We start from the raw sequence: 25,303 nt of genomic DNA, 5'->3' as shown, positions 1-25,303 counted from the left end.
GTTTCGGGTGACTACCGAGCGGAGGTGAACCGGGTATGGGTCTCGAGGAGAAGCTGCCGAGTGGTTTCGTGCTGAGCACGGTCGAGACCGTTGCCGGCTACGCGCGCAAGGGCTCGCTGTGGCCTGCCACCTTCGGCCTGGCCTGCTGTGCGATCGAGATGATGGCCACCACGTCCGGCCGGTTCGATATCGCCCGCTTCGGGATGGAGGCGTTCCGGGCGTCCCCACGCCAGGCCGATCTCATGATCGTCGCCGGCCGGGTCAGTCAGAAGATGGCACCGGTGCTGCGTCAGGTCTACGACCAGATGGTCGAGCCCAAGTGGGTGCTCGCGATGGGGGTGTGCGCGTCGTCGGGTGGGATGTTCAACAACTACGCGATCGTGCAAGGCGTCGACCACGTGGTTCCTGTCGACATCTACCTGCCCGGCTGTCCGCCGCGCCCCGAGATGCTGCTCAATGCGATCCTGATGCTGCACGCCAAGATCCAGGAGATGCCGCTCGGGGTCAATCGTGAGCAGGCCGTGCGGGCGGCGGAGGAGGCGGCGCTGGCCGCCAGGCCCACGATCGACCTCGGCTTGCCGGGGCACGGCGCGGGGACGGTGCTGCGATGACGGACGAGCGTGACCGCGGCCTCGGTGGCCCCGATCCCGAGGCCACCGCCGGTCCGGAGGGGACGGTGCCACCCGAGTCGGTCGCGGGCGGCGAGATGATCGGTCTCCGGCAGGGCATGTTCGGGGTCGGTGGCACCGGCGACACATCCGGTTACGGTCGACTGGTGCGACCGGTCACGTTGCCGGGCGGCACATCTCGTCCCTACGGCGGCTACTTCGACGTTGTCGTCGACACGCTCGCCGCCGCGCTCGACGGCAGCGGCACGCTGTTCGACGACGCCGTCGAGCGGGTCGTCGTCTTCCGCGGGGAGCTGACCCTGCACGTGCGGCGCGAGTGCCTGCCGACGGTCGCACGGTTGTTGCGCGACGACCCGGACCTGCGGTTCGAACTGTGCCTGGGGGTCAGCGGGGTGCACTACCCGCAGGACTCCGGGCGGGAACTGCACGCGGTGTACCCGCTGATGTCGATCACCCACGGCCGCCGGATACGGCTCGAGGTGGCCGTGCCGGACGCCGACCCGCACGTCCCGTCGCTGTACGGGGTGTACCCCACCACGGACTGGCACGAGCGGGAGACCTACGACTTCTTCGGCCTGATCTTCGACGGTCACCCGTCGCTCGCCAGGATCGAGATGCCCGACGACTGGGTGGGACACCCACAGCGCAAGGACTACCCCCTCGGCGGCATTCCCGTCGAGTACAAGGGGGCGAAGATCCCGCCACCGGACGAACGGAGGGCCTACCAGTGAGCCATCCTCGCGATCCCTTCGCTCGGAACGGTGACGGCGACGCGGTGTTCACCGTCGGCGGGCAGGACTGGGACGAGTTCGCGGACGCGGCCACCGCGGCGCACGACGCCGGGGCGGAACGCATCGTCGTGAACATGGGTCCACAGCATCCGTCGACGCACGGGGTGCTGCGGCTGATCCTCGAGATCGAGGGAGAGACGGTCACCGAGGCCCGCTGCGGTGTCGGATACCTGCACACGGGGATCGAGAAGAATCTCGAGTACCGCAACTGGACGCAGGGCGTCACGTTCGTCACCCGGATGGACTATCTGTCCCCGTTCTTCAACGAGGTCGCGTACTGCCTGGGCGTCGAGAAGTTGCTCGACGTCACCGACCAGATCCCCGACCGCGCCACCGTCATCCGTGTCCTGCTCATGGAGCTCAACCGGATCTCGTCCCATCTCGTCGCGCTCGCGACGGGCGGCATGGAACTGGGCGCGATCACCCCGATGCTGTTCGGCTTCCGGGAACGCGAACTGGTCCTGGACGTGTTCGAGATGATCACCGGATTGCGCATGAACCACGCGTACATCCGCCCCGGCGGGCTGTCGCAGGACCTTCCCGACGGCGCCGTCGGGAAGGTGCGCGAGCTGCTCGACCTCATGCCGCGGCGGTTGAAGGACATCGAGGACCTGCTGAGCGCCAATCCGATCTGGAAGGCCCGGACGAAGGGCATCGGCTACCTGGACCTGACGGGCTGCATGGCTCTCGGTGTCACCGGACCCATTCTGCGTGCCACCGGCCTGCCGTTGGACGTGCGCCGGTCGGATCCGTACTGCGGCTACGAGACCTACGAGTTCGAGGTCGTCACCGAGTCCGGATCCGACTGTTACAGCCGCTACCTCATCCGTCTGCGCGAGATGGCCGAGTCGCTGAAGATCGTCGAACAGTGCCTCGATCGCCTGCGCCCGGGACCGGTCATGTTGGCGGACAAGAAGATTGCCTGGCCCGCCGACCTGGCCGTCGGCGCCGACGGGCTCGGGAACTCGCTCGAACACATCCGGCGGATCATGGGCACCTCGATGGAGGAACTGATCCACCACTTCAAGCTGGTCACCGAGGGATTCCGGGTACCTCCCGGCCAGGTGTACATCGCGGTGGAGTCGCCGCGCGGCGAGCTGGGCGTGCACATGGTCAGCGACGGTGGAACCCGGCCCTTCCGGGTGCACTACCGGGATCCGTCGTTCACCAATCTGCAGGCCGTCTCTGCGATGTGCGAGGGAGGCATGGTGGCCGACGTGATCGCGTCCGTCGCCAGCATCGATCCCGTCATGGGGGGAGTGGACCGATGACCGACGCGCGAGAAGCCGACGGACCGGGCCCGGTGTTCGTCGAGTTGGGCCGTCCCGGCGACCGTCCGAGCTATCCGCCGGACGTGCACGCCCGGCTGGCGGCCGACGCCGAGGAGATCATCGCCCGCTACGAGACCCGCGATGCCGCGGCGGACCACGAGCGCGGCCCCGACGGCCCCGGCCGTTCGGCGTTGCTGCCGCTGCTGCACCTGGTGCAGTCCGAGGACGGCTACGTCTCCCCGGCGGGAATCGACTTCTGCGCACGACAACTCGGTCTCACTGCTGCCGAGGTCACCGCGGTCGCCACGTTCTACACGATGTACCGGCGCAGTCCCACCGGCACGTACCACGTCGGCGTCTGCACCAACAGCCTGTGCGCGGTGATGGGTGGTGACGCGATCCACGCCGCGCTCCGTGAACACCTCGGGATCGACGACGGCGAGACCACCGCGGACGGATCGGTGACCCTCGAGCACATCGAGTGCAATGCGGCCTGCGACTTCGCGCCCGTGATGATGGTGAACTGGGAGTTCTTCGACAATCAGACACCGGCGTCGGCGACCGGGATAGTGGACGCCCTCCGGTCGGGAGAGACCGTCACCCCCAGTCGCGGTGCGCCGCTGTGCTCGTTCCGCGACACGGCCCGGGTGCTCGCCGGGTTCCCCGATCGGCGCCCCGGGGCGCTCGAGGCGGGCGGCGGGGCCGGCGACGCGACACTGGCCGGCCTGCGTGCCAGTCGCGAGCATCAGGATCGTCCGGGGCACGACGGGGCCGACGCACTGACGCCGGTGCTGAGCCGGTACTGGGACGAGGCTCGGTCGTGGACCCTCGACACCTACCACCGCCATGACGGCTACACCGCGCTGCGGAAGGCGCTCGGAACGAACCCGGACGAGGTGATCCAGACGGTCAAGGACGCCGGGCTGCGTGGCCGCGGCGGGGCCGGGTTCCCGACCGGCATGAAGTGGTCGTTCATCCCGCAGGACCCGCCCGTCAGCAGCGCCGCCGGCACCGCCAAGCCGCACTACCTGGTCGTCAACGCGGACGAGTCGGAACCTGGGACCTGCAAGGACATTCCGTTGATGTTGGCGACGCCGCACGCGCTGATCGAGGGGGTGATCATCGCGGCGTACGCGATTCGGGCCGCGCGCGCCTTCATCTATCTGCGCGGCGAGGTGGTCCCGGTGCTGCGCCGACTCCAGGCCGCGGTGGCCGAGGCATACGACGCCGGATACCTCGGCCGCGACATCCTCGGATCCGGCTACGACCTCGACATCGTGATCCACGCCGGCGCCGGCGCCTACATCTGCGGTGAGGAGACCGCGCTGCTCGACTCGCTGGAGGGGCGCCGCGGGCAGCCGCGTCTGCGCCCGCCGTTCCCGGCGGTGGCCGGTCTGTACGCCTGCCCGACGGTGGTCAACAACGTCGAGTCCATCGCGAGCGTGCCGCCGATCATCCTCGGCGGACCCGAATGGTTCCGCAGCATGGGCAGCGAGGCGTCACCCGGGTTCACCCTCTACTCCCTGTCCGGCCACGTGACCAGGCCCGGACAGTACGAGGCACCGATGGGAATCACGTTGCGGCAGCTGCTCGACTACGCGGGCGGCGTCCGGGCCGGGCATCGCCTCAAGTTGTGGACGCCGGGCGGATCGTCCACGCCGATCTTCACCGACGAGCACCTCGACGTGCCGCTCGACTACGAGGGCGTCGCCGCGGCCGGGTCCATGCTGGGCACCAAGGCGCTGCAGATCTTCGACGAGACCACCTGTGTCGTCCGGGTGGTGTTGCGCTGGACGGAGTTCTACGCCCACGAGTCGTGCGGCAAGTGCACCCCCTGCCGGGAGGGCACGTACTGGCTGGTGCAGATCCTCGAACGGCTCGAGCGCGGCGACGGCACCGAGGAGGACCTGTCGAAGCTGCTCGACATCTCGGACACCCTCCTCGGCAAGTCGTTCTGCGCACTCGGTGACGGCGCGGCCAGCCCGATCATGTCGTCGCTGAAGTACTTCCGCGACGAATACATCGCTCACCTCGACCACCACGGCTGTCCGTTCGACCCGGGCGAGGCGGCACTCGTCTCCCGGGTCGCCGCGGGACCGGAAAGGGGGACGCCATGACCGTCAACGTCAACGTCGACGCCTCCGGGCAGCCGGTGCTGTCGGACCGGGTGACCTTCACGATCGACGGGGTGGAGGTCACCGTCCCCAAGGGGACACTGGTGATCCGCGCGGCCGAGGGGATCGGGATTCAGATCCCCCGGTTCTGCGACCACCCGCTGCTCGAACCGGTGGGTGCGTGCCGCCAGTGTCTCGTCGAGGTGGAGGGGCAGCGCAAGCCGCTCGCGTCGTGCACCACCGTCGCGACGGACGGCATGGTGGTCCACACCCAGGTCACGTCCGAGGTCGCCGACAAGGCGCAGAAGGGCGTGATGGAACTGCTGCTCATCAACCATCCGCTGGACTGCCCGGTGTGCGACAAGGGCGGTGAGTGCCCGCTGCAGAATCAGGCGATGTCCAGCGGTCGGGCCGAGTCCCGGTTCGGTGGCGTCAAACGCACCTTCCCCAAGCCGATTCCGCTGTCGACCGAGGTCCTGCTGGATCGTGAGCGATGCGTGCTGTGCGCGCGGTGCACGCGGTTCTCGAGGCAGATCGCGGGCGACCCGATGATCGAACTCCTCGAACGCGGCGCGCTGCAGCAGGTGGGCATCGGGGAGGACGAGCCGTTCGACTCGTACTTCTCCGGCAACACCGTCCAGATCTGCCCGGTCGGTGCCCTCACCGGGGCGGCGTACCGGTTCCGGGCGCGGCCGTTCGACCTGGTCTCGAGCCCCAGCGTGTGCGAGCACTGCGCGAGCGGATGCGCGCAGCGCACCGATCACCGCCGCGGCACCGTGCTGCGTCGCCTGGCCGGTGACGATCCGCAGGTCAACGAGGAGTGGAACTGCGACAAGGGCCGTTGGGCGTTCACGTACGCCGGTGAGCCGGATCGGATCGAGACGCCGATGATCCGCGGCGCCACGGGTGATCTGGTTCCCGCTTCGTGGCCGGAGGCGCTGGCGGTCGCGGCGCGGGGGCTGCGATCGGCCGACGGCGGCGTCGGTGTGCTGGTCGGTGGGCGGGTCACGTACGAGGACGCCTACGCCTACTCGAAGTTCGCGCGGATCGTGCTGGGCACCAACGACGTCGACTTCCGTGCGCGCGTGCACTCGGCCGAGGAAGCGGACTTCCTCGCGGCCCGGGTAGCCGGCCGCATGCTGGGCGCAGATCCGGCGGCGGTCACCTACGACGATCTCGATCGGGCGCCTGCCGTCCTGCTGGTCGCGTTCGAACCCGAGGAAGAATCGCCGATCGTCTTCCTGCGGCTGCGAAAGGCAGTGCGTACCAAGAGGACCGTGGTGCTCTCGATTGCGCCGTTCGCGAGCCGTGGTCTCGGGAAGATATCCGGCCGGCTGCTGCGTGCGGTCCCCGGAGACGAGCCGGCGCTCCTCGACGAGTTGGGCAGTTCGGAGTTCCTGCGTTGCCCCGGCGCGGTGATCCTGGTCGGGGAGCGGGCCGCTGCGATCCCGGGCGCGTTGTCCGCGCTGGCGCGCCTCGCCGACGACACGGGGGCGCACCTGGCGTGGGTGCCGCGGCGGGCCGGTGAGCGCGGTGCGCTCGAGGCCGGGGCGCTGCCGTGCCTGTTGCCCGGCGGTCGGCCGGTCGTGGACGCCGAGGCCCGTCGGCAGGTTGCCGCCGCGTGGGGGGTCGGCGACCTCCCGGGCACGACCGGCCGCGACACCGCTGCCATGCTCGCCGCCGCCGTATCGGGGGATCTCGGTGGATTACTGGTCGGTGGTGTCGAACTCGACGATCTGCCGGATCCGCGGCTCGCATTGTCGGCGATCGACACCGCCGGGTTCGTCGTCAGCCTCGAGTTGCGTCGCAGCGCGGTCACCGACCGTGCCGATGTGGTGTTCCCGGTGGCGCCCGTCGCGGAGAAGGACGGCGCCTTCGTCGATTGGGAAGGCCGTGGGCGACCGTTCGAGGCCGCGCTGCGCACCACCGGCACCGTGCCCGACCAGCGGGTGCTCGACGCCCTCGCCGCCGAGATGGGTGCCCGCCTCGGTCTGCCGGACGTCGCCGCCGCGCACGCCGAACTCGGACGGCTCGGGGCGTGGGACGGGACTCGCCCCACCGCGCCCGGCGTGGTTCCGCGCGGGGCACGGGAACCGGGTCCGGGCGAGGCCGTGCTCGCGGGCTGGCGGATGCTGCTCGACGCCGGGCGGATGCAGGACGGCGAACCGTACCTCGCGGGCACGGCCCGCGCACCGGTGCTGCGACTCTCGGCCGACTGCGCCGACGAGATCGGTGCCCGGGACGGTGATCCGGTGACCGTGGAGAGCGACACGGGAGCCGTCACGCTGCCGCTCGAGGTGACCGACCTGCCCTACCGGGTGGTGTGGCTGCCGCTGAACTCGCCCGGGTCGGCGGTGTACCGGCAACTCGGCCGGGGGCCCGGCGACGTCGTACGCATCCGCCGCGGAGAGTTCGCCGGCGCAGCGGCGAATCCGGCACGGGGGGAGGCTCGGCGATGACCACCCCGATCACCACCCTGGCCTACACGGACCTGTCGATGTTCGGACACGACCCGTGGTGGCTGGTCGTCGCGAAGGCACTGGGCATCTTCGTGTTCCTGGTGCTCACCGTGCTGATCGCGATCTACGCCGAACGGAAGGTGCTGGCGTGGATGCAGATGCGGGTCGGCCCCGACCGGGTCGGCCCCCGCGGCATCCTGCAGAGCCTCGCCGACGGCATCAAGCTCGCGCTCAAGGAGGGCATCGTCCCCAAGGGCGTCGACAAACCTGTCTACCTCCTGGCGCCGATCATCGCGACCGTGCCGGCGTTCATGGCGTTCGCGGTGATCCCGTTCGGTCCCGAGGTCTCGATCCTCGGACACCGGACACCGTTGCAGCTCACCGACCTGCCGGTGGCCGTCCTCTACATCCTCGCCGTCACCTCCGTCGGCGTGTACGGAATCGTGCTGGCGGGGTGGGCATCCGGTTCGACCTATCCGCTGCTGGGTGGCCTGCGGTCCACCGCGCAGGTGATCTCGTACGAGGTTGCGATGGCGCTGTCGTTCGCGGCGGTGTTCCTCGATGCCGGCACGATGTCGACGTCGGGAATCGTTGCCGCGCAGAACGGCCACTGGTACGTGTTCCTGCTGCTGCCGTCGTTCCTCATCTACGTCACGTCGATGGTCGGCGAGACCAATCGGGCGCCGTTCGACCTGCCCGAGGCCGAGGGCGAACTGGTCGGCGGTTTCCACACGGAGTACTCGTCGCTGCGGTTCGCGATGTTCATGCTCGCCGAGTACGTCAACATGGTGACGGTCTCGGCGCTGGCGGCGACGCTGTTCCTCGGTGGCTGGCACGCGCCGTGGCCGCTGAACATGTGGGACGGCGCCAACTCCGGGTGGTGGCCGCTGCTGTGGTTCGTCGCGAAGGTCTGGGGCTTCCTCTTCGTGTTCGTCTGGCTGCGCGGCACCCTGCCGCGCCTGCGTTACGACCAGTTCATGAACCTCGGATGGAAGGTGCTCATCCCGGTCTCCGTCGTGTGGGTCATGGTGGTCGCCGCGGTGCGCGCGATGCGCATCGAGGGCTACGAGACCCGGTGGATCGTCCTCGCGGTCGGCGGCGCGGTCGTGGGACTGCTCCTGCTGGCGCTGCTGTACCGCAAGCTGCGTTCCGGACCGCCGGTGCCGGGCCCGGAGACACCGTCGGTGCGCGAACCCTTCGACCCGATGGCCGGTGGATTCCCGGTTCCGCCCCTGCCTGGCCAGGGCGCACGGTCCGACCGCACGCTCGTGCGGTCCGGCCACTCCGGAAAGGAGGATTTCGATGCCTGACTTCTTCGACTCCGTAGCGGGTTTCGGTGTGACCTTCTCGACGATGTTCAAGAAACCCGTGACCGAGTTCTATCCCGAGCAGAAGGTGCCGACGGCCGAGCGGTACCACGGCCGCCACCAACTCAACCGCCACCCGGACGGCCTCGAGAAGTGCATCGGCTGCGAGTTGTGTGCGTGGGCGTGCCCGGCCGACGCGATCTACGTCGAGGGCGCCGACAACACCGACGAGGAACGGTTCTCGCCGGGGGAGCGGTACGGCCGCGTCTACCAGATCGACTACCTGCGCTGCATCGGCTGCGGGCTCTGCGTCGAGGCGTGTCCCACCCGCGCGCTCACGATGACCAACGAATACGAGATGGCCGACGACAACCGCGCCGACCTGATCTACGAGAAGGACCGGCTGCTCGCGCCGCTGCAGCCGGGCATGGAACCCCCGCCACACCCCATGGCGCCGGGCAGCACCGACGAGGACTACTACCGGGGGACGGTGACCGGCACGGCGACCGGTCCCGCGACGCGACCCGGGGAGGTGACCTAGTGGACGCCGGGATGTTGAACGCGACGGCGCTGCTGGCCGCGGACACCTTCACCCGGACATCCACCGGTGAGGGCGTGCAGTTCTGGATCCTGGGCACCATCGCGGTGATCGGCGCGCTCGGCGTGGTGTGCGCGCCCAAGGCGGTGTACTCGGCGATCTTCCTCGCGATGACGATGATCATCCTCGCGGTCTTCTACATTGCACAGGGTGCGCTGTTCCTCGGCGTCGTGCAGGTGGTGGTCTACACCGGCGCGGTGATGATGCTGTTCCTGTTCGTGGTGATGCTCATCGGCGTGGACTCGTCCGATTCGCTGGTCGAAACGCTTCGCGGGCAGCGGATTGCCGCGGTCGTGGCCGGGGTCGGGTTCGGGCTGCTGCTGATCGGGGGACTCGGCAATGCGACGGTCGGGTCGATCGGCCCGGACGGCACGCGGGTCGGATTCGTGGGCCTGGACCGGGCGAATGCCGGCGGAAACGTCGAGGGCCTCGCCGAGGTCGTGTTCATCAGGTACGTGTGGGTGTTCGAACTCACCGGCGCGCTGCTGATCACCGCGACGATCGGCGCGATGGTGCTGGCGCACCGCGAACGCTTCGAGCGGCGCCTCGGTCAGCGGGAGATGTCCCAGCAGCGGTTCCGCGACTGGGGTGCGGGCGAGCCCGACGCGACCGCCCGCGTCACGCCACCGCCCAGCCCCGGCGTCTACGCGCGGCACAACGCCGTCGACATGCCGGCGCGACTGCCCGACGGCACCTACGCGCGGGAATCGGTCAGCAAATTGCTCACGCCGCGCAGTGTTCCGCCGGCCGCCGAGTCGTCCGACCCGGAGGGGGAGCGATGAACCCGGAGAACTACCTGTACCTGGCGGCGCTGCTCTTCACGATCGGCGCGGCGGGAGTGCTGCTGCGGCGCAACGCGATCGTCGTGTTCATGTGCATCGAGCTGATGCTCAACGCCGCCAACCTGGCCTTCGTGACGTTCGCCCGGATGCACGGCAACCTCGACGGCCAGGTGTTCGCGTTCTTCACGATGGTGGTCGCCGCGGCCGAGGTCGTCATCGGACTCGCGATCATCATGACCATCTTCCGCACCCGTCGTTCGGCCTCGGTCGACGACGCCGACCTGCTGAAGTACTGACGTGAACGGGGGGACGGGAATTCAGTCACTCATCTGGCTCCTGCCGGCACTGCCGCTGGTCGGCGCCGCGGTCCTACTGCTCGCCGGTCGGCGCAGCGACCGCTGGGGCCACCTCCTCGGGTGCACCGCGGCGCTCGCATCCTTCGTGGTCGCGGTGGCACTGTTCGTCGACCTGATCGGCCGGGACGCGTCGGACCGTGTCGCGCAGCAGGATCTGTTCACGTGGCTTCCGGTGGCCGGGCTGCAGGTGGACTTCGGCCTCCGGCTCGACCAGTTGTCGATCAGCTTCGTGCTGCTGATCACCGGCGTCGGATCGCTCATCCACATCTACTCGGTCGGCTACATGAAGACAGATCCCGATCGCAGGCGGTTCTTCGCGTACCTCAATCTGTTCCTCGCCGCGATGCTGCTGCTGGTCCTCGCCGACAACTACCTCGGCCTCTACGTCGGCTGGGAGGGTGTGGGTCTCGCGTCGTACCTGCTCATCGGGTTCTGGCAGTTCAAGCCGACCGCCGCGACCGCGGCGAAGAAGGCGTTCGTGGTCAACCGCGTCGGCGACATGGGTCTGATCGTCGCGCTGATGATCATGTTCGCGACGTTCGGCTCGGTGTCGTTCACCGACGTCCTCGGCGGTGTGGGCGACGCGAGCGGCGGAGTGACCACCGCGCTCGGCCTGACCTTGCTGCTCGCGGCGTGCGGCAAGTCGGCGCAGGTTCCGCTGCAGTCGTGGCTGGGCGACGCGATGGAGGGCCCCACACCGGTGTCGGCGCTCATCCACGCGGCGACGATGGTCACCGCGGGTGTCTACCTGATCGTCCGATCCGGCCCGATCTTCGAGGCGTCGCCCGGCGCACAGGTCGCGGTCGTGCTCGTCGGAGCGGTCACCCTGCTGTTCGGCGCGATCATCGGCTGCGCCAAGGACGACATCAAGAAGGCGCTCGCGGCGTCGACGATGAGCCAGATCGGCTACATGGTGATGGCTGCCGGACTCGGTCCGGCGGGTTACGCGTTCGCGATCATGCTGCTGCTCGCCCACGGGTTCTTCAAGGCCGGACTGTTCCTCGGCGCCGGATCGGTGATGCACGGGATGAACGACGAGACCGACATGCGCCGTTACGGCGGACTGCGGACACTGATGCCGATCACGTTCGCCACCTTCGGTTTCGGCTACCTCGCAATCATCGGGATACCGCCGTTCTCCGGCTTCTTCTCCAAGGACAAGATCATCGAGGCCGCGTTCGGGTCGGGCGGTGTCGGTGGCGCCGCCCTCGGCACCGTCGCGCTGCTCGGTGCCGGTCTGACGGCGTTCTACATGACGCGCGTGATGCTGATGACGTTCTTCGGCGAACGGCGCTGGGAAGCGGGCACCCATCCGCACGAGTCGCCCGGTGTGATGACGGTGCCGATGGTGGTGATCGCGGTCGGCTCGGTCGCGGCCGGTGGGTTGCTCGCGATCGGCGGCACGCTCGAGCACTGGCTCGACCCGGTCTGGACCGAGTTCGGCGCGGCCGCGGAGCATGCGGAACTCGCCGTCCCGGTGTGGGCGATCACCGTCGTCACGCTGGCGGTGGTCCTGGTCGGTGTCGGCATCGCGTGGCGGCAGTACGCGACACGCCCGGTCCCCACCTCGGCGCCGGAGGAGGTGTCGGTCCTGACCGTCGCCGCGCGCAGCGACCTCTACGGCGATGCCGTCGACGAGGCCGTGTTCATGCGCCCCGGACAGCAGTTGGTGCGGGCGTTGACGACGGTCGAGGACAAGGGCATCGACGGAGTGGTCGGCGGTGTCGCCGGCCTGCTCGGTGTCGCGTCGGTGGCGCTGCGGCGGTTGCAGACCGGCTTCGTCCGGTCGTACGCCCTGTACATGTTCGTCGGCGCGGCCGTCGTGGTCGCCGCCGCACTGGTCGGGAGGGCGGGATGAACGACTTTCCCTGGCTGACGGTGCTGTGGGCACTGCCACTGGTGGGTGCGGCCGCGGCACTGGGGACGCCGGCCCGGACGAGGGTCGTCGCGAAGTGGCTGGCGGTGGCGGCGGCACTGCTGACCCTCGTGGTGGCCGTGGTCCTCGCGATCCGCTTCGACCCGGGTGGCGAGCAGTATCAGTTCGTCGAATCGCATTCGTGGATACCGGCTTTCGGGACCCGGTACGAGCTGGGTCTCGACGGCATCGCGTTGGCGCTGGTGCTGCTGACCGCCGTCCTCGTGCCGCTGCTGTTGCTGGCCGGGTGGCGTGATGTGGCCCCGGACGATTCTCGGCCGCGCGCCACGCACATGTACGTCGCGCTGATCCTGATCGTCGAGTCGATGGTGCTGATGTCGTTCCTGTCCCTCGACATCCTGCTGTTCTACGTCTTCTTCGAGGCCATGCTGATCCCGATGTACTTCCTCATCGGTGGGTTCGGGCCGGCCGGCATCGGTCGGTCCCGCGCGGCCATGAAGTTCCTGCTGTACAACCTGTTCGGCGGCCTGATCATGCTCGCCGCGGTGATCGGTCTGTACGTGGTGACGGCGGGGGCGGACAGCCCGTTCGAGACGGGGACGTTCGACTTCCGGGCCATCGTCGACGCCGTGTCCTCCGGCGCGCTGCCGATCGATGCGCCGGTCGCCAACGCACTGTTCCTCGGGTTCATGTTCGCGTTCGCGGTGAAGGCGCCGCTGTGGCCGCTGCACAGCTGGCTCCCGGACGCCGCGGTCGAGGCCACCCCGGTCAGCGCCGTCCTCATGATGGCCGTGGTCGACAAGGTGGGCACGTTCGCGATGCTGCGCTACTGCCTGCAGCTGTTCCCCGACGCCGCACAGTATTTCGCGCCGCTCGTGGTGACGCTCGCCGTGATCAGCATCGTGTACGGCGCGCTGCTGGCGATCGGTCAGACCGACGTGATGCGCCTGATCGCGTACACCTCGATCTCCCACTTCGGCTTCATCGTGCTGGGCGTGTTCGCGATGACCAGCCAGGGCCAGAGCGGCTCGACCCTCTACATGGTCAATCACGGATTCTCCACCGCCGCACTGATGCTGGTGGCCGGATTCCTGGTCTCGCGCCGCGGCACCCGGGCCATCGCGGACTACGGCGGTGTGCAGAAGGTGGCGCCGCTGATGGCCGGCACGTTCCTGATCGCCGGCCTGGCCACGCTGTCGCTGCCGGGGCTGGCCCCGTTCATCAGCGAGTTCCTCGTGCTGATCGGGACCTACACCCGCTATCCGCTGGCCGCGGTCCTCGCGACGATCGCGCTGGTCCTCGCGGCGCTGTACGTGCTGTGGCTGTACCAGCGGATGATGACCGGCCCGGTCCGGACCGGGAACGAACGCATCCGCGATCTGAGACGTCGTGAGATCGCGGTGGTCGCGCCGCTGATCGCGCTGCTCCTGATCCTCGGGGTCTATCCCAAGCCGATCCTCGACGTCATCACACCCGCGGTCGACAACACGCTGACCACGATCGATCGGCAGGATCCCGGGCCGGTCGTCGCCGAGCAGGACGGAGGTGGCCCCCGGTGACTCTCGCCGACGGAGTTCTGCCCGCCCCCAGCATCGAGTACAGCCTGCTCTCGCCGATGCTGATCGTGTTCGGTGTCGCGGTCGTCGGTGTCCTCGTCGAGGCGTTCGGGCCCCGGCGCATCCGGTACGCGACCCACGTCGTGCTCGCGCTCGGCGGTCTCGCTGCGGCGTTCGTCGCGGTCGTCGCGCTGTCCGGGAAACGGGCCGTCGCCGTCTCGGGGTCCGTCGCGATCGACGGTCCGACGCTGTTCCTGCAGGGGACGATCCTGCTGGTGTCGATGCTCGCGATCGCGCTGATAGCCGACCGGGGCACGGACCGGAGCGCCGATCGGGTCGGTGCGGCGGCCGGCGGCGGACCGGTCGACGCGTTCACGCCGCGCGCGTCCGCCGTCCCGGGCAGTGTGGCCGAGAAGGAGGCGACCAGGGCCGGGGTCACACAGACCGAGGTGTTCCCGCTGACGATGTTCGCGGTCGGCGGCATGCTGCTGTTCCCCGCGGCCGACGACCTGCTCACGATGTTCGTCGCGCTCGAGGTCCTGTCCCTGCCGCTGTACCTGCTGTGCGGGTTGGCCCGTCGACGGCGACTGCTCTCCCAGGAGGCCGCCCTCAAGTACTTCCTGCTCGGAGCTTTCTCGTCGGCGTTCTTCCTCTTCGGCGTCGCGCTGCTGTACGGCTATGCCGGCACGGTCGAACTGTCCGGTATCGCCGACGCCATCGCTCCGGGGACCGGCGACGAGGCCCTGGCTCAGATCGGCCTCGGATTGCTCTCGGTGGGCCTGCTCTTCAAAGTCGGTGCGGTGCCGTTCCATTCGTGGATCCCGGACGTGTACCAGGGCGCGCCCACGCCGATCACGGCGTTCATGGCGTCGGCCACCAAGATCGCGGCCTTCGGTGCGGCGCTGCGAGTCTTCTACGTGGCCGTGCCCGGGCTGGACTGGGACTGGCGTCCGCTGCTGTGGGCGGTCGCGATCCTGACGATGGTCGTCGGCGCGGTCCTCGCGGTCACCCAGACCGACGTCAAACGGATGCTGGCGTACTCGTCGGTGGCGCACGCCGGATTCATCCTCACCGGGTTGATCGCCGGCAACGAGGCCGGACTCTCGTCGACGATGTTCTATCTGCTCGCGTACGGCTTCAGCACGCTCGGGGCGTTCGCGGTGGTGAGCCTGGTCCGTGACTCGCGCGGGGCCGAGGTCACCGACCTGGCGCGGTGGGCAGGGCTCGGCCGGACCTCGCCGATGCTGTGCTCGGTCTTCGCGCTGTTCCTGCTCGCCTTCGCGGGCATCCCGCTCACCAGCGGATTCGTCAGCAAGTTCGCGGTGTTCCAGGCCGCGGCGTCGGGCGGTGCCGTGCCACTGGTCATCGTCGGCGTGATCAGCAGCGCGATCGCCGCGTTCTTCTACGTGCGGGTGATCGTGCTGATGTTCTTCTCGGACCCTCCGGCGGGCGCGCCGACCACGGTGGTATCCAGTGGTCCGACCATCGCGGCGATCACCGTGGCGGCGGCGGTGACGGTGATCCTGGGCATCGTGCCGCAACCAGTGCTCGATCTCGCGGAGCGGGCGGCGAGCGCCCTCGTCTGATCGGGCGGTTCTGGCACGCAACCTCGGGCGCGGGGTGCGACACCCGACGTTCACCTGGGTTACGCAAAACCCACACGCAGGGAAACGAGCGACGTTATGGTCAGCGCCATCCTTCCACGCGAACCCCGAGGTGGCCCATGAGCTTTCCGGACCGGAACGTCTCCCGTCGTAGTTTCCTCACGGGGTTGTCGGTGGTCGGCGCCGCGGCGGTGTTCCCCGTCGCCGCACAGGCGACGCCGGTCCTGCGCCAGGCCCCCGACTCGGGGGCCGGATTGATTCGGAATCCGGAGTTCGGGAACGGAATCATGGCCGGTGTGCCGCGCACCGACGGTGCGACGCTGTGGACGCGGATCGGTGCGCCGGGTGGGGGCGGCAGCCTCGGTTCCGCCAGCGCCGGCGGCAGTCTCGGCTCCGGCAGCTTCGGTTCCGGCGCGCTCGGCAGCGCCGGCGCCGCGGGCGGCGAACTGGCGGTGATCGTGTCCACCCGGGAGGACCTGTCCGCGCCGGTCCTGGCCGAGCGGGTCCAGGTGCGCGAGGATGCTGACGGCACAGTGCATTTCGATGCGACCGGGCTCGCCCCCGGCGAGACCTACTACTACCAGTTCCGCGGCGACGGGGGAGAGTCCCCGGTCGGCCGATTCCGGACGTTGCGGCCCGCCGACTCCAACGAACCGGTCCGCATCGGTTGGTTCACCTGCCAGGGATTCGAGGAGGGCTACTACGCGGCCCACCGCCACCTCGCCGAGGAGGACCTGGACTTCGTGGTGTGCCTCGGCGACTACGTTTACGAGTTCACCATGCCCGGGGTCCGTGGGTTCGATCTCAATGCGTTCCCACAGGGGCTCGACAGCATGCGGGACAAGTACCGCAGGTACCGCTCGGACGCCGACCTGCGGCTGATGCACAGCCGGCACGCGTTCCTGCCGATCTGGGAGGACCACGAGTTCCGCAACAACTACAGCAAGGACGGGTGGACCTTCCCGGTGATCTCACCGATCGACGGCGCGATCGGGTTCCAGCAGAAGAAGCAGTGGGCGTGGCAGGCGTGGTTCGAGCACATGCCGGTGCCACGGTTCGCGGACGACCCGTTGCGCACCTACCGGTCGCTGCGGGTGGGGCGGACGGTGGAGTTGTTCGCACCGGATACCCGGCAGTACCGAGACCGTCAGGCGTGCGGCGATTCGCTCGATCACATCGTGTGCGCGGACGCCGATGCACCGGGCCGCACGATGCTGGGCGCGCCGCAGAAGCGGTGGCTGCTCGACGGCATGACCGGGTCGGACGCGACCTGGAAGGTGGTCGCGAACGCGAACATGATGATGGGCATGGTGGTGGCGGACAACGGCACCCGGGCCTACATGGACACCTGGGACGGCTACGGCGCCGAGCGGGCCGAGATCCTGTCCACCGCGGCCCAGTCGGTCGAGAACATGGTCCTCGTCACGGGAGACGACCACGACGGGTGGGCGGGGGAGTTGTGGGACACCGGATTCGCCCCGGGCACGTCGAGCGGTGAGCAGGTGAACGCGCCCGGCACCGCGCGGGCGGGCGTCGAGTTCGTGGTCCCGTCCGTCACGTCCACGAACACCGGGGACGGCGGGTACACCGTCGGCGGCAGCAGTGGCGACCCGGTCGGCGCGGCACGGGCCGAGGAGATCAACCGGCGCGACCACAACCCACACATCAAGCACGCCGACATGGTCAGCCACGGCTACGGACTGCTCGACGTCGACGCCGGCGAGGCGCGTTTCAGCTTCCGCACGGTAGACAAGCTGAACCCGAACGCCGATGTGGTGACGTCGAAATCGTTCCGCACCCCCGCCGGGCAGGCGGTGCTCGAGTCGGACTGACGGTCGGCCGGGATCGGGCCGTGACACAACCATCTGGAGGCCCCACCGTGTCGGTGGGGCCTCCAGCGGGTCGTGCGTCAGGAACCGAAGTTGAACCCGCCACCGGCGCCACCGGCGCCGCCACCGGCAGCTCCTGCCTCGGAGCCGGCCGAGCCGCCGTCCGAACCGAATCCGATATTGCCTCCGAACATCGCGGACAGCAGGGCCGAGAAGATCGCGGAAATGGACATATTCGCTCCTGTGGGTCACTCGATCCAGGTCGACACCGGTTGGTGTCAGGAGCCAGTGGACCGTGCACGGGGTCGCCGACGTGGGGGATCGGCGGCAGGTTAGGGGGCGATTAGGGGACTGCTAGGGGAATCGTCCTGCCTCCCCGTTCACCTACGGAATCCCCTACTCGGGGCCCCTGATTCGGGCATTCGACCGTCGCACGTGGAGGTGATCTGGTAGCGGTCGCGCGCCGGTCGGTGGGGCGAGCGTCGACGTCGGTCGGTGCCTGTGTCGATCATCCGCACATGGCCGTTCAACTGGGCTGGCAGTGTGGCGGTTGCGTCGTTCCATTCGACCCGGCCGGCGTGCTCCGGATCCAGCTCGACGTCATCGCCGAGCAGACCCTCGGATTGCCGAGGGAGCCGCGGTGACCGGGTTACCGCAACGGAGCAGCCGGCCGGGTGGTGACGGTGACTAGGCTGCACCCGTGAGCGATTCCGTTGCCGTGCCGATGAGCCCCGACGACATGACCGATTCACAGCGCGAGCGTCGGCGGCACCTGCTCGACACCGTGATCGCCATGCTGGCCGAGACGAGCCCGGACAGGATCCAGATGCGAGAGGTCTCCGAACGGTCGGGGGTGGCTCTCGGCACGCTGTACCGGTACTTCCCGGCGAAGCAACACCTGCTCGCGGCCTCGATGGTCGCGTGGAACGACATTCTCGCCGAGCGTCTGGCCGAGGAGAAGGCCTCGGGGAGTCGCAGTCGCGCACAGGGTTCGGTCCTCGACCGGGTGGTCGACCTCTACAGCCGCCAGATGAAGGCGTTCCAGCGCGGACCGAACTTCGCGCGCCTGGAGGTGGAACTGCAGACCTCGGACGACCCGTACGTTCGCGACACGCTCGACGAGCGATCGGCCGTGAACAGAACGGGGCTGTTCGAGTTGATGGACGGCGTTCCCGCCGAACGGGCCCGGCTGGCGTCGCTGTCGATCGGCAGCACGATGCTCAATTCGCTGGTCCTGTGGACCACCGGCCGCATCGGGTTTCCCGAGGCCCTGCGCAACGTCCAGGACGTGAGTCGGCTGGTCCTCGCCGACTATTCCTGAGCGGCGAGCAGCGTCCCGATCCGGTAATCGGTGAAGTGGCGGACGACGATGTCGAGAATCGGTGACTGGCTTCGTCCCAGTAGTGAGTGCGACCAGAATGGATCGCACCGGTACCGAGGAGAAACACGATGGCCAAGTACTTGCTGCTCAAGCACTACCGTGGCGCCCCGGCTGCGGTCAACGACGTGCCCATGGACCAGTGGACGCCCGAGGAGGTCTCGGCCCACATCCAGTTCATGCAGGACTTCGCGGCTCGGATCGAAGGGACCGGTGAGTTCGTCGACGGTCAGGCGCTCGCCCCCGAGGGAATGTGGGTCCGGTACGACGGCGAGGGTCGCCCGCCGGTCACCGACGGTCCGTTCGCCGAGACCAAGGATCTGATCGCCGGCTGGATGGTGATCGACGTCGACAGCCGCGAGCGGGCCCTCGAACTGGCCGGGGAGCTGTCGGCCGCGCCCGGTGCAGGCGGAAAGCCCATCCACGAGTGGCTCGAGGTGCGCCCGTTCCTGACCGAGCCGCCCACCATCACGGAATGACCGCCGAGGTGAACGAGGTCCTGGTCCGGAGCCTCACACCGAGCGTCCTCGCGATCCTCGTCCGCCGCGGAGCCGACTTCGCGGCAGGCGAGGACGCCGTGCAGGACGCGCTGGTCGAGGCCGTTCGCGTCTGGCCGGCCGACCCGCCGCGGGACCCGAAGGGCTGGTTGGTCACCGTGGCCTGGCGCCGGTACCTCGATGCGACCCGGGCGGACGCGGCGCGCCGTCGGCGTGAGGAGTTGTTCGAGGAGGAGCCCGAGCGCGGGCCCGCGCAGGGGTGGACGACACGCTCCAGTTGTACTTCCTGTGCGCCCACCCGTTGCTGACGCGGTCGTCTGCGGTCGCGCTCACGCTGCGCGCCGTCGGGCATCGAGATCCTGCAGGCGGCCCTGGCCCGCGACCGGCTGGGCGAGTTCCAGGCCCAGGCCGCCATCGCGGCACTCCACGCCGACGCGCCCGCTGCCGAGGAGACCGACTGGGTGCAGATCGTCGAGTGGTACGACGAGCTCGAGCGCCTGACCGGCAGCCCGGTCGTCCGGCTCAACCGCGCGGTGGCCGTGGGCGAGGCCGACGGACCGCGCGCCGGCCTGGCGGCGCTCGCAGCGCTGGACGATTCACTGCCCCGCCACACCGCGGTGGCGGCGTACCTCCACGAACGCGACGGCGACCTGCCGACGGCGGCACGGCTGTACGCCGAGGCGGCGCGGCAGGCACCGCCCCGGTCAGCCCGCGGCCCCGGCGGCGGCGTCGAGGCTGTTCCCGAAGGCGCAGACCGACAGTTCCGCCAGCGCGGGGTCGTTCTCGGCGTGCTGGGGCGCCTCCATCGCGAGCAGCGTGTTGAGCAGCATGCCGTTGGCGATGAAGGTTCGGGCCTGCTCGGGGGTGCACCCGGTGCGGGTACGGATCTGGGTGTAGATCTTCGACATCCAGTCCCGGGCCTGCGCGCCGATCTCCGGTGTCGATCCGGCCGCGAAGCCGTGCATCATCACCAGCAGCAGGTCTCGGTCGGCGAGTAGTTCGGCGTACGCGGCACCCATCTGTGCCCACCGTTCCTCGTCGTCGGGATCCTCGGCGACCTGGTCGAGCGCGGGTTCGAACGCATCCATGATCCGGCCGATCGCGTGGGCGAACACCTCGCGGAAGAGGTTCGCCTTGCTGCCGAACATGCGCACCACGTAGGGCTGCGAGACCCCGGCCTCCCGGGCGACGGCGTCGGTGCTGGTTCCGTGGAAGCCGCCACGCGCGAACGCCGTGGTGGCCGCTGCGAGGACGAGTTCGCGGCGGGCCTCGGCGCTCATCCGCGTCTGTTTTCCCGACTTCTCTGCCGTCGACATACTTGACAGGTTATCACTCGATTACTAACGTCGGGCGGCGTAAGTAATCATCTGATGCTTACAACAAGAGTTTCCGTCCTCCAGGCCTCAGGAGCCGACATGACGACCATCTCCGATCAACTCGATCCGCACTTTGCCGACGCGTCCACCGGATCACCTCCTGGTCGCGCCGTGCCCGTCTGGCTGGCGATCGTCGCGGCGTCGATCCCGATGTTCATGGCCACGCTCGACAACCTCGTGATGACCAGTGCGCTGCCCGTCATCCGCGACGATCTCGATGCCTCGGTGGGGCAGTTGCAGTGGTTCATGAACGCCTACACGCTCGCGTTCGCGACGCTGATGCTGCCGCTCTCGACACTCGGTGACCGGCTCGGGCGCAGGCGCGTGTTCCTCTGGGGCATAGCACTTTTCGCCGTAGCCTCGATCGCGTCCGCGCTGTCGACCACGCCCGGGATGCTGATCGCGGCCCGCGCGTTCCAGGGTGTCGGCGCCGCGGCCATCATGCCGCTGTCGCTCACCCTGCTCGCGGGGGCGGTCCCGCTCGCGAAGCGGGCGCTCGCGATCGGCGTCTGGGGTGGGGTGTCCGGACTCGGAGTCGCGCTCGGTCCGGTCGTCGGCGGAGCCGTCGTCGAGGGGGTGTCGTGGCAGGCGGTGTTCTGGATCAACGTTCCGGTCGCGCTGGTCGCGGTGCCGCTCGCGCTGTACGCGCTCGCCGAATCGCACGGACACCGGCAGCCGCTGGACCCGCTCGGCGTGGTCTTCGCAGGTGGTGCCGTGTTCCTCGCGGTGTGGGGAATCGTGCACGGCAACGACGACGGCTGGACCAGCGCCTCGGTCCTCGGCGCACTGATCGCGGCCGCGGTCCTGCTGGTGCTGTTCCTGATCCGGGAATCGCGTACCGAGTTCCCGGTGATGCCGCTGCGACTGTTCCGGTCGCGCCAGTTCTCGATCGCGAACGTCATCGCGTTGACGTTCACGCTGGGAATGATGGGCGCGGTGTTCCTGCTGTCGCAGTACCTGCAGATCGTCGCCGGATACAGCCCGTTCGCGGCGGGCCTGCGGACGCTGCCCTGGACGGCGGCGCCGATGATCGTCGCACCCATCGCCGGCCTGCTGGCGCCCCGCCTCGGACTGCGGGCGCTGCTCGTGACCGGACTGGTGCTGCAGGGGCTGTCGCTGGTGTGGATGGCGCAACTCATCGAACCCGGTGTGGCCTACTCGAGCCTGGTTCCGGCCTTCGTGATGGCCGGTGTCGGTATGGGACTGACGTTCGCGCCGAACGCGACCGCGGTCCTCGCCGACATGAAGGAGTCCGACCAGGGCGCGGCGAGTTCGATCAACGCCACGCTGCGCGAGATCGGCGTCGCGCTCGGTATCGCGCTCCTCACGGCCGTCTTCCTCGGCGCGGGCGGCAGCCTCACGCCGACCGGATACACCGACGCGCTCGCCCCCGCACTGTACGTCGGGGCGGGGTTCGTGGTGATCGCGGTGATCGCGGCGGCGTTGATGCCCGGAGGCACCCCCGCCGCCGGCGACACCGAAGGCGATCAGCCCGCGGTGACGACCGCGCCCTCACCGAGCGGACGCGTCATCGACCACAGCGTGATCGACTGACACTTCGACATCTTCCACTCACCGTTCTCGATCACATACTCGTCGACGTACTCGATGGAGCGAACGGTCTCGGTGTTGTCGATGAGATTGACCTGGCGGAAGGCGAGCGTCCACTTGCCCGACGCCAGGTCTTCGCCGTGCAGCGTGATGTCCGGATGGAACGCGTGGTGCATGTCGAGGATGACGTTCTTGCCGTCCACCTTCTGCAGTGCGATGGTGCGGAACACCTCGGCGATCGGGTCGGCGTCGTCGAACTTGCCGAGCGGTCCGTAGTCGATCACGGCACCGCGATCGATGAAGCACGCGCGGAAGGTGTCGGCGTCCTTCGCGTCGCACGCCCGGAGGTACCGGTGCTTGAGCGCCTTGATCGCCTCGATCCGCTCCAGGTCGTCGAGGCGTTGTTCGATGGTGCGTTCCGTCACGGGGGTTCCTCTCGATCGCGAACTGATGTCGAAGAACCTAGGTCCTGCAACGCGATTCGCGGACGACTTTCCCGCTCAGTGGGTGAGTGGGCGCTGCCTCGGCAGGGTCAGGGCTGTCCCGGGAAGGCGGTGGTGGGGGGAACGACCCCGAGGATCGCGCGCCAGTTCGCTGCTCGCACAGCGGCTTCGGTGAGGGCGGTGACGCCCACCTCGCGGGTGTGCTCGGACTGGCTGCGTTCGATCACCGACCGCCATGCCACCGCGGTATCGGCTTCGACCTGCGCGGCCAGCTGGGCGGCGGAGGTCGGATCGCTCACCGGGAACGGCACGGAGTACGCGGGCTGCGGTTGGGGGGCCTCGACGTCGGCTGCCGTCAGCGCGTCGATCGTCGCGTCGCGGCGCGCCCGGTGCGCCGCGGTGTTCGCCGAGACCAGGTCGGAGCGGGTGGGATTGGAGAAGGCCGCGACCAGCCCGTAGGCGAAGACGGCGGCGTACTCGGCCTGCAGCGCATCGATGAGCGCCTGCTGTTCGGGTCCGGGGCTCTGCTTGCTCACGGCAGCAACACCGCCTGCTGCGCGGCGCAGGCCGCGCTGATCGAACCCAGTAGCCCGGCGCGGTAGCCGGACTGGGTGCGTGCCAGCCGGGCAGCCTCGCGTTGCGCGTCCGCGATTTCGGCGCGCAGCTGCTCGAGTGTCGGTGGTGCCGGCACCTGCGGGGAGGGTGTCGTCGTGTCGGACGACGCGGAACCGGCGGCGCGTGCGATCTCCGCGTCCAGCGCGTCGGCATGCGCGGTCCGCTCGGCAGCCACCACGCCGAGCGCCCCGGCCCGATCGGGGTACGTCGCAATCGCCGTCGTCGCGTTCGCGGCATCCCGGCGCGCGAGTTCGGCCTGGGCGGTGAGGGCATCGATTTCGGCCGGGGTGTCGGCCTGCCCCGAATCCGAGCAACCCGTCGTCAATGTGAGCGCTGTCGTCCCGAGCGCGGCGCTGCCCACGACGCGCAGCGCGGCGCGTCGGGAGAGCGGGTGAGTGAGAAAGGGCGTTCGCACTCGATCATGGTGCCAGGAATCGGTCGGATAGTCGGCACCGCGCAGGTCGCGGCGAAGTGCCGGGCCGTCACATCGGACCGGATGGTCGGCCGGTCGCGTCGGACCGCATGGTCACGAACGCCCCGGAAGCGCGATACCCTGAATGCTCCACAGTCCACCTCGTGGTGCGTACCGTCCTGCGACGACGAAGTCGATCGGCGCAGGGTGAGACCACCACACGTCAGTGATGACCACAACTGAAGCGAGGAGCGTCCCAGATGCCGGTGCCGTCGAGGGAGAGGGTTATCGAGCTTCTCGCCGAACCTGTCGAGCGTGAGGGCTACGACCTCGAGGATGTGACGATCACACTCGCGGGCCGGCACAGCTCGGTCCGCGTCATGGTCGACAGTGACGCCGGGCTCGAACTCGACGCGGTCGCCCGGCTCAGCCACGTCATCTCCGACGTGTTCGACGCCGCCTCGGATTTCGGTGAGTCCCCGTACACGCTCGAGGTGACGTCGCCGGGTATCGACCGGCCGCTCACCGAGGAGCGCCACTGGCGGCGCGCCCAGGGGCGCAAGGCGTTGATCGAACTCGAATCCGAGTCCGTGACCGGCCGGATCGGCCAGCTCGCCGACGGTGGTGTCGATGTCGTCGTCAAGGCCAAGGGTGGCCCGACGGTGCGTCGTGTGGAACTGGAAGATGTCAGGAAAGCTGTTGTGCAGGTGGAATTCTCGCGACCCGATGCGAGGGAGATCGAGCTTGCGGGTGGAATCCCGGAGGGTCGTGTCGCACCTGCGGACGCGGATGCGTCGAACGAAGAAGTAGAAGGGTCGGACAAGTGAATATCGATATCGCCGCGCTGCGGGCAATCGAGACGGACAAGGGAATCTCCGCGGGCACGATCATCGCGGCGATCGAGACGGCTCTGATCACCGCGTACCGACACACCGAGGGACACCAGCCCCACGCGCGTATCGACGTCGATACCAAGACCGGCATCGTGCGAGTCATGGCGCACGAGGTCGATGCGGACGGCAATCGTGTCGGCGAGGAGTGGGACGACACCCCGGAGGGCTTCGGGCGTATCGCCGCGACCACGGCTCGTCAGGTCATCCTCCAGCGCCTGCGTGACGCCGAGCACGAGCGCAGCTTCGGCGAGTACGCCACCCACGAAGGTGAGATCGTCGGCGGCGTGATCCAGCGCGACACCCGCGCTAACGCGCGCGGCATGGTCGTCGTGCGGATCGGTAGCGAGGCCAACGGGGCCGAGGGTCTGATCCCGCCGGCCGAGCAGGTGCCGGGGGAGACCTACGAGCACGGCGACCGGATCAAGTGCTACGTCGTCGGGGTCTCCCGGGGTCAGCGTGGGCCGCAGATCACGCTGTCGCGGACCCACCCGAATCTGGTCCGCAAGTTGTTCGCCCTCGAGGTTCCCGAGATCGCCGACGGCTCGGTCGAGATCATCGCGGTCGCGCGCGAAGCCGGCCACCGGTCCAAGATCGCGGTTCACTCCCGCGTGCAGGGGCTGAACGCGAAGGGCGCGTGCATCGGCCCGATGGGTCAGCGCGTGCGAAACGTCATGAGCGAACTCGCCGGTGAGAAGATCGACATCATCGACTACGACGAGGATCCGGCGAAGTTCGTCGGCAACGCGCTGTCGCCGTCGAAAGTGGTGTCCGTCACTGTGGTGGATCCCGATGCGCGGGCTGCGCGGGTCGTCGTCCCCGATTTCCAGCTGTCGCTGGCCATCGGCAAGGAGGGGCAAAATGCGCGTCTCGCTGCACGGTTGACCGGGTGGCGTATCGACATCCGCAGTGACGCCGCCCCGGGCCCCGAGTCACAGGTCGGTCGCGAAACGACGGGTGCTTAGAAAC

Annotated in this window: 23 protein-coding genes and 2 pseudogenes; 20 read left to right on the top strand and 5 right to left on the bottom strand. The window is 69.0% G+C overall.

Annotated elements, in window-relative coordinates:
• Positions 1–35: 35 nt before the first annotated feature.
• The 13 genes and pseudogenes from AB4Z09_RS00775 to AB4Z09_RS00715 all read left to right on the top strand — a co-directional run bounded on the left by AB4Z09_RS00775 (position 36) and on the right by AB4Z09_RS00715 (position 17,175).
• Entirely contained in the window at positions 36–611 is a 576-nt protein-coding gene (locus AB4Z09_RS00775; protein WP_114719696.1) for a NuoB/complex I 20 kDa subunit family protein, read from the top strand.
• Positions 608–1,360 carry an NADH-quinone oxidoreductase subunit C gene (locus tag AB4Z09_RS00770; RefSeq protein ID WP_114719698.1) on the top strand — a complete coding sequence of 251 codons (753 nt, stop codon included), beginning with the start codon at positions 608–610 and terminating at the stop codon, positions 1,358–1,360. The genes AB4Z09_RS00775 and AB4Z09_RS00770 overlap by 4 nt, the downstream gene beginning before the upstream one ends.
• Positions 1,357–2,691 (top strand): NADH dehydrogenase (quinone) subunit D, encoded by a 1,335-nt coding sequence (gene nuoD / locus AB4Z09_RS00765; RefSeq protein WP_114719700.1) that lies wholly within the window; start codon positions 1,357–1,359, stop codon positions 2,689–2,691. Before AB4Z09_RS00770 ends, nuoD begins: the two co-directional genes overlap by 4 nt.
• The gene (gene nuoF / locus AB4Z09_RS00760) at positions 2,688–4,808 is read left to right on the top strand and encodes an NADH-quinone oxidoreductase subunit NuoF (RefSeq protein ID WP_442238989.1); all 2,121 of its coding nucleotides are present in this window, start codon (positions 2,688–2,690) and stop codon (positions 4,806–4,808) included. The genes nuoD and nuoF overlap by 4 nt, the downstream gene beginning before the upstream one ends.
• A complete protein-coding gene (locus AB4Z09_RS00755; protein ID WP_174909678.1) occupies positions 4,805–7,264 on the top strand; it encodes an NADH-quinone oxidoreductase subunit G in 2,460 nt (819 codons plus the stop codon). The genes nuoF and AB4Z09_RS00755 overlap by 4 nt, the downstream gene beginning before the upstream one ends.
• Positions 7,261–8,508: pseudogene (gene nuoH / locus AB4Z09_RS00750) on the top strand (NADH-quinone oxidoreductase subunit NuoH); the annotation flags it as partial. The gene AB4Z09_RS00755 and the pseudogene nuoH, both read left to right, overlap by 4 nt.
• Before the next feature lie 58 nt (positions 8,509–8,566).
• Positions 8,567–9,112 carry an NADH-quinone oxidoreductase subunit NuoI gene (gene nuoI / locus AB4Z09_RS00745; RefSeq protein ID WP_442238988.1) on the top strand — a complete coding sequence of 182 codons (546 nt, stop codon included), beginning with the start codon at positions 8,567–8,569 and terminating at the stop codon, positions 9,110–9,112.
• 11 nt (positions 9,113–9,123) lie between these two features.
• Positions 9,124–9,951 carry an NADH-quinone oxidoreductase subunit J gene (locus AB4Z09_RS00740; protein WP_114720020.1) on the top strand — a complete coding sequence of 276 codons (828 nt, stop codon included), beginning with the start codon at positions 9,124–9,126 and terminating at the stop codon, positions 9,949–9,951.
• Positions 9,948–10,247, top strand: a complete 300-nt coding sequence (nuoK, locus tag AB4Z09_RS00735; RefSeq protein ID WP_107985339.1) for an NADH-quinone oxidoreductase subunit NuoK — start codon at positions 9,948–9,950, stop codon at positions 10,245–10,247. The genes AB4Z09_RS00740 and nuoK overlap by 4 nt, the downstream gene beginning before the upstream one ends.
• Before the next feature lies 1 nt (position 10,248).
• On the top strand, positions 10,249–12,165 hold the full coding sequence (nuoL, locus tag AB4Z09_RS00730; RefSeq protein WP_114719712.1) for an NADH-quinone oxidoreductase subunit L: 1,917 nt from the start codon (positions 10,249–10,251) through the stop codon (positions 12,163–12,165).
• A complete protein-coding gene (locus AB4Z09_RS00725) occupies positions 12,162–13,742 on the top strand; it encodes an NADH-quinone oxidoreductase subunit M (RefSeq protein ID WP_174909680.1) in 1,581 nt (526 codons plus the stop codon). The genes nuoL and AB4Z09_RS00725 overlap by 4 nt, the downstream gene beginning before the upstream one ends.
• Complete coding sequence (nuoN, locus tag AB4Z09_RS00720) at positions 13,739–15,325, top strand: NADH-quinone oxidoreductase subunit NuoN (RefSeq protein WP_442238987.1); 1,587 nt, start codon at positions 13,739–13,741, stop codon at positions 15,323–15,325. The genes AB4Z09_RS00725 and nuoN overlap by 4 nt, the downstream gene beginning before the upstream one ends.
• Positions 15,326–15,462: 137 nt before the next feature.
• Positions 15,463–17,175, top strand: coding sequence for an alkaline phosphatase D family protein (locus AB4Z09_RS00715; protein ID WP_442238986.1), 1,713 nt, complete (start codon positions 15,463–15,465; stop codon positions 17,173–17,175).
• A 77-nt stretch (positions 17,176–17,252) separates the two neighbouring features.
• Here the strand turns inward: AB4Z09_RS00715 and AB4Z09_RS00710 are convergent, their stop codons facing one another.
• Complete coding sequence (locus AB4Z09_RS00710) at positions 17,253–17,405, bottom strand: hypothetical protein (RefSeq protein WP_174909684.1); 153 nt, start codon at positions 17,403–17,405, stop codon at positions 17,253–17,255.
• Positions 17,406–17,690: 285 nt separating this feature from the next.
• Here AB4Z09_RS00710 and AB4Z09_RS00705 point away from each other — a divergent pair, with 285 nt between their 5' ends.
• The 4 genes and pseudogenes from AB4Z09_RS00705 to AB4Z09_RS00690 all read left to right on the top strand — a co-directional run.
• Complete coding sequence (locus AB4Z09_RS00705) at positions 17,691–17,816, top strand: hypothetical protein (RefSeq protein ID WP_258557711.1); 126 nt, start codon at positions 17,691–17,693, stop codon at positions 17,814–17,816.
• 80 nt (positions 17,817–17,896) lie between these two features.
• On the top strand, positions 17,897–18,493 hold the full coding sequence (locus AB4Z09_RS00700) for a TetR family transcriptional regulator (RefSeq protein ID WP_114720024.1): 597 nt from the start codon (positions 17,897–17,899) through the stop codon (positions 18,491–18,493).
• Positions 18,494–18,621: 128 nt separating this feature from the next.
• Positions 18,622–19,029 (top strand): YciI family protein, encoded by a 408-nt coding sequence (locus AB4Z09_RS00695; RefSeq protein ID WP_114719718.1) that lies wholly within the window; start codon positions 18,622–18,624, stop codon positions 19,027–19,029.
• Positions 19,030–19,037: 8 nt separating this feature from the next.
• A pseudogene (locus AB4Z09_RS00690) lies at positions 19,038–19,742 on the top strand (sigma factor); the annotation flags it as partial.
• Positions 19,743–19,751: 9 nt separating this feature from the next.
• Here AB4Z09_RS00690 and AB4Z09_RS00685 read toward each other — a convergent pair.
• Entirely contained in the window at positions 19,752–20,363 is a 612-nt protein-coding gene (locus tag AB4Z09_RS00685) for a TetR/AcrR family transcriptional regulator (protein ID WP_114719720.1), read from the bottom strand.
• A 99-nt stretch (positions 20,364–20,462) separates the two neighbouring features.
• Here AB4Z09_RS00685 and AB4Z09_RS00680 point away from each other — a divergent pair, with 99 nt between their 5' ends.
• On the top strand, positions 20,463–21,977 hold the full coding sequence (locus tag AB4Z09_RS00680; protein ID WP_174909686.1) for an MFS transporter: 1,515 nt from the start codon (positions 20,463–20,465) through the stop codon (positions 21,975–21,977).
• Here AB4Z09_RS00680 and AB4Z09_RS00675 read toward each other — a convergent pair.
• From AB4Z09_RS00675 to AB4Z09_RS00665, 3 genes are all read right to left on the bottom strand, one after another.
• Positions 21,911–22,399, bottom strand: a complete 489-nt coding sequence (locus AB4Z09_RS00675) for a nuclear transport factor 2 family protein (protein ID WP_114719724.1) — start codon at positions 22,397–22,399, stop codon at positions 21,911–21,913. The genes AB4Z09_RS00680 and AB4Z09_RS00675 overlap by 67 nt on opposite strands.
• Before the next feature lie 107 nt (positions 22,400–22,506).
• Complete coding sequence (locus AB4Z09_RS00670; protein WP_174909687.1) at positions 22,507–22,953, bottom strand: ferritin-like domain-containing protein; 447 nt, start codon at positions 22,951–22,953, stop codon at positions 22,507–22,509.
• Positions 22,950–23,447, bottom strand: a complete 498-nt coding sequence (locus AB4Z09_RS00665) for a hypothetical protein (RefSeq protein ID WP_114719728.1) — start codon at positions 23,445–23,447, stop codon at positions 22,950–22,952. The genes AB4Z09_RS00670 and AB4Z09_RS00665 overlap by 4 nt, the downstream gene beginning before the upstream one ends.
• 257 nt (positions 23,448–23,704) lie before the next feature.
• Between AB4Z09_RS00665 and rimP the strand changes: the two genes are divergently transcribed.
• Positions 23,705–24,271 carry a ribosome maturation factor RimP gene (gene rimP, locus AB4Z09_RS00660; RefSeq protein ID WP_174909689.1) on the top strand — a complete coding sequence of 189 codons (567 nt, stop codon included), beginning with the start codon at positions 23,705–23,707 and terminating at the stop codon, positions 24,269–24,271.
• The gene (gene nusA / locus AB4Z09_RS00655; protein ID WP_114719732.1) at positions 24,268–25,299 is read left to right on the top strand and encodes a transcription termination factor NusA; all 1,032 of its coding nucleotides are present in this window, start codon (positions 24,268–24,270) and stop codon (positions 25,297–25,299) included. The genes rimP and nusA overlap by 4 nt, the downstream gene beginning before the upstream one ends.
• The last annotated feature ends 4 nt before the right edge of the window (positions 25,300–25,303 follow it).

The sequence above is a fragment of the Rhodococcus sp. TAF43 genome, assembly GCF_052113525.1.
Classification (GTDB): domain Bacteria; phylum Actinomycetota; class Actinomycetes; order Mycobacteriales; family Mycobacteriaceae; genus Prescottella.
The sequence above is the reverse complement of the archived record's forward strand: the minus strand, read 5'-3'. Positions and strand labels throughout refer to the sequence as shown.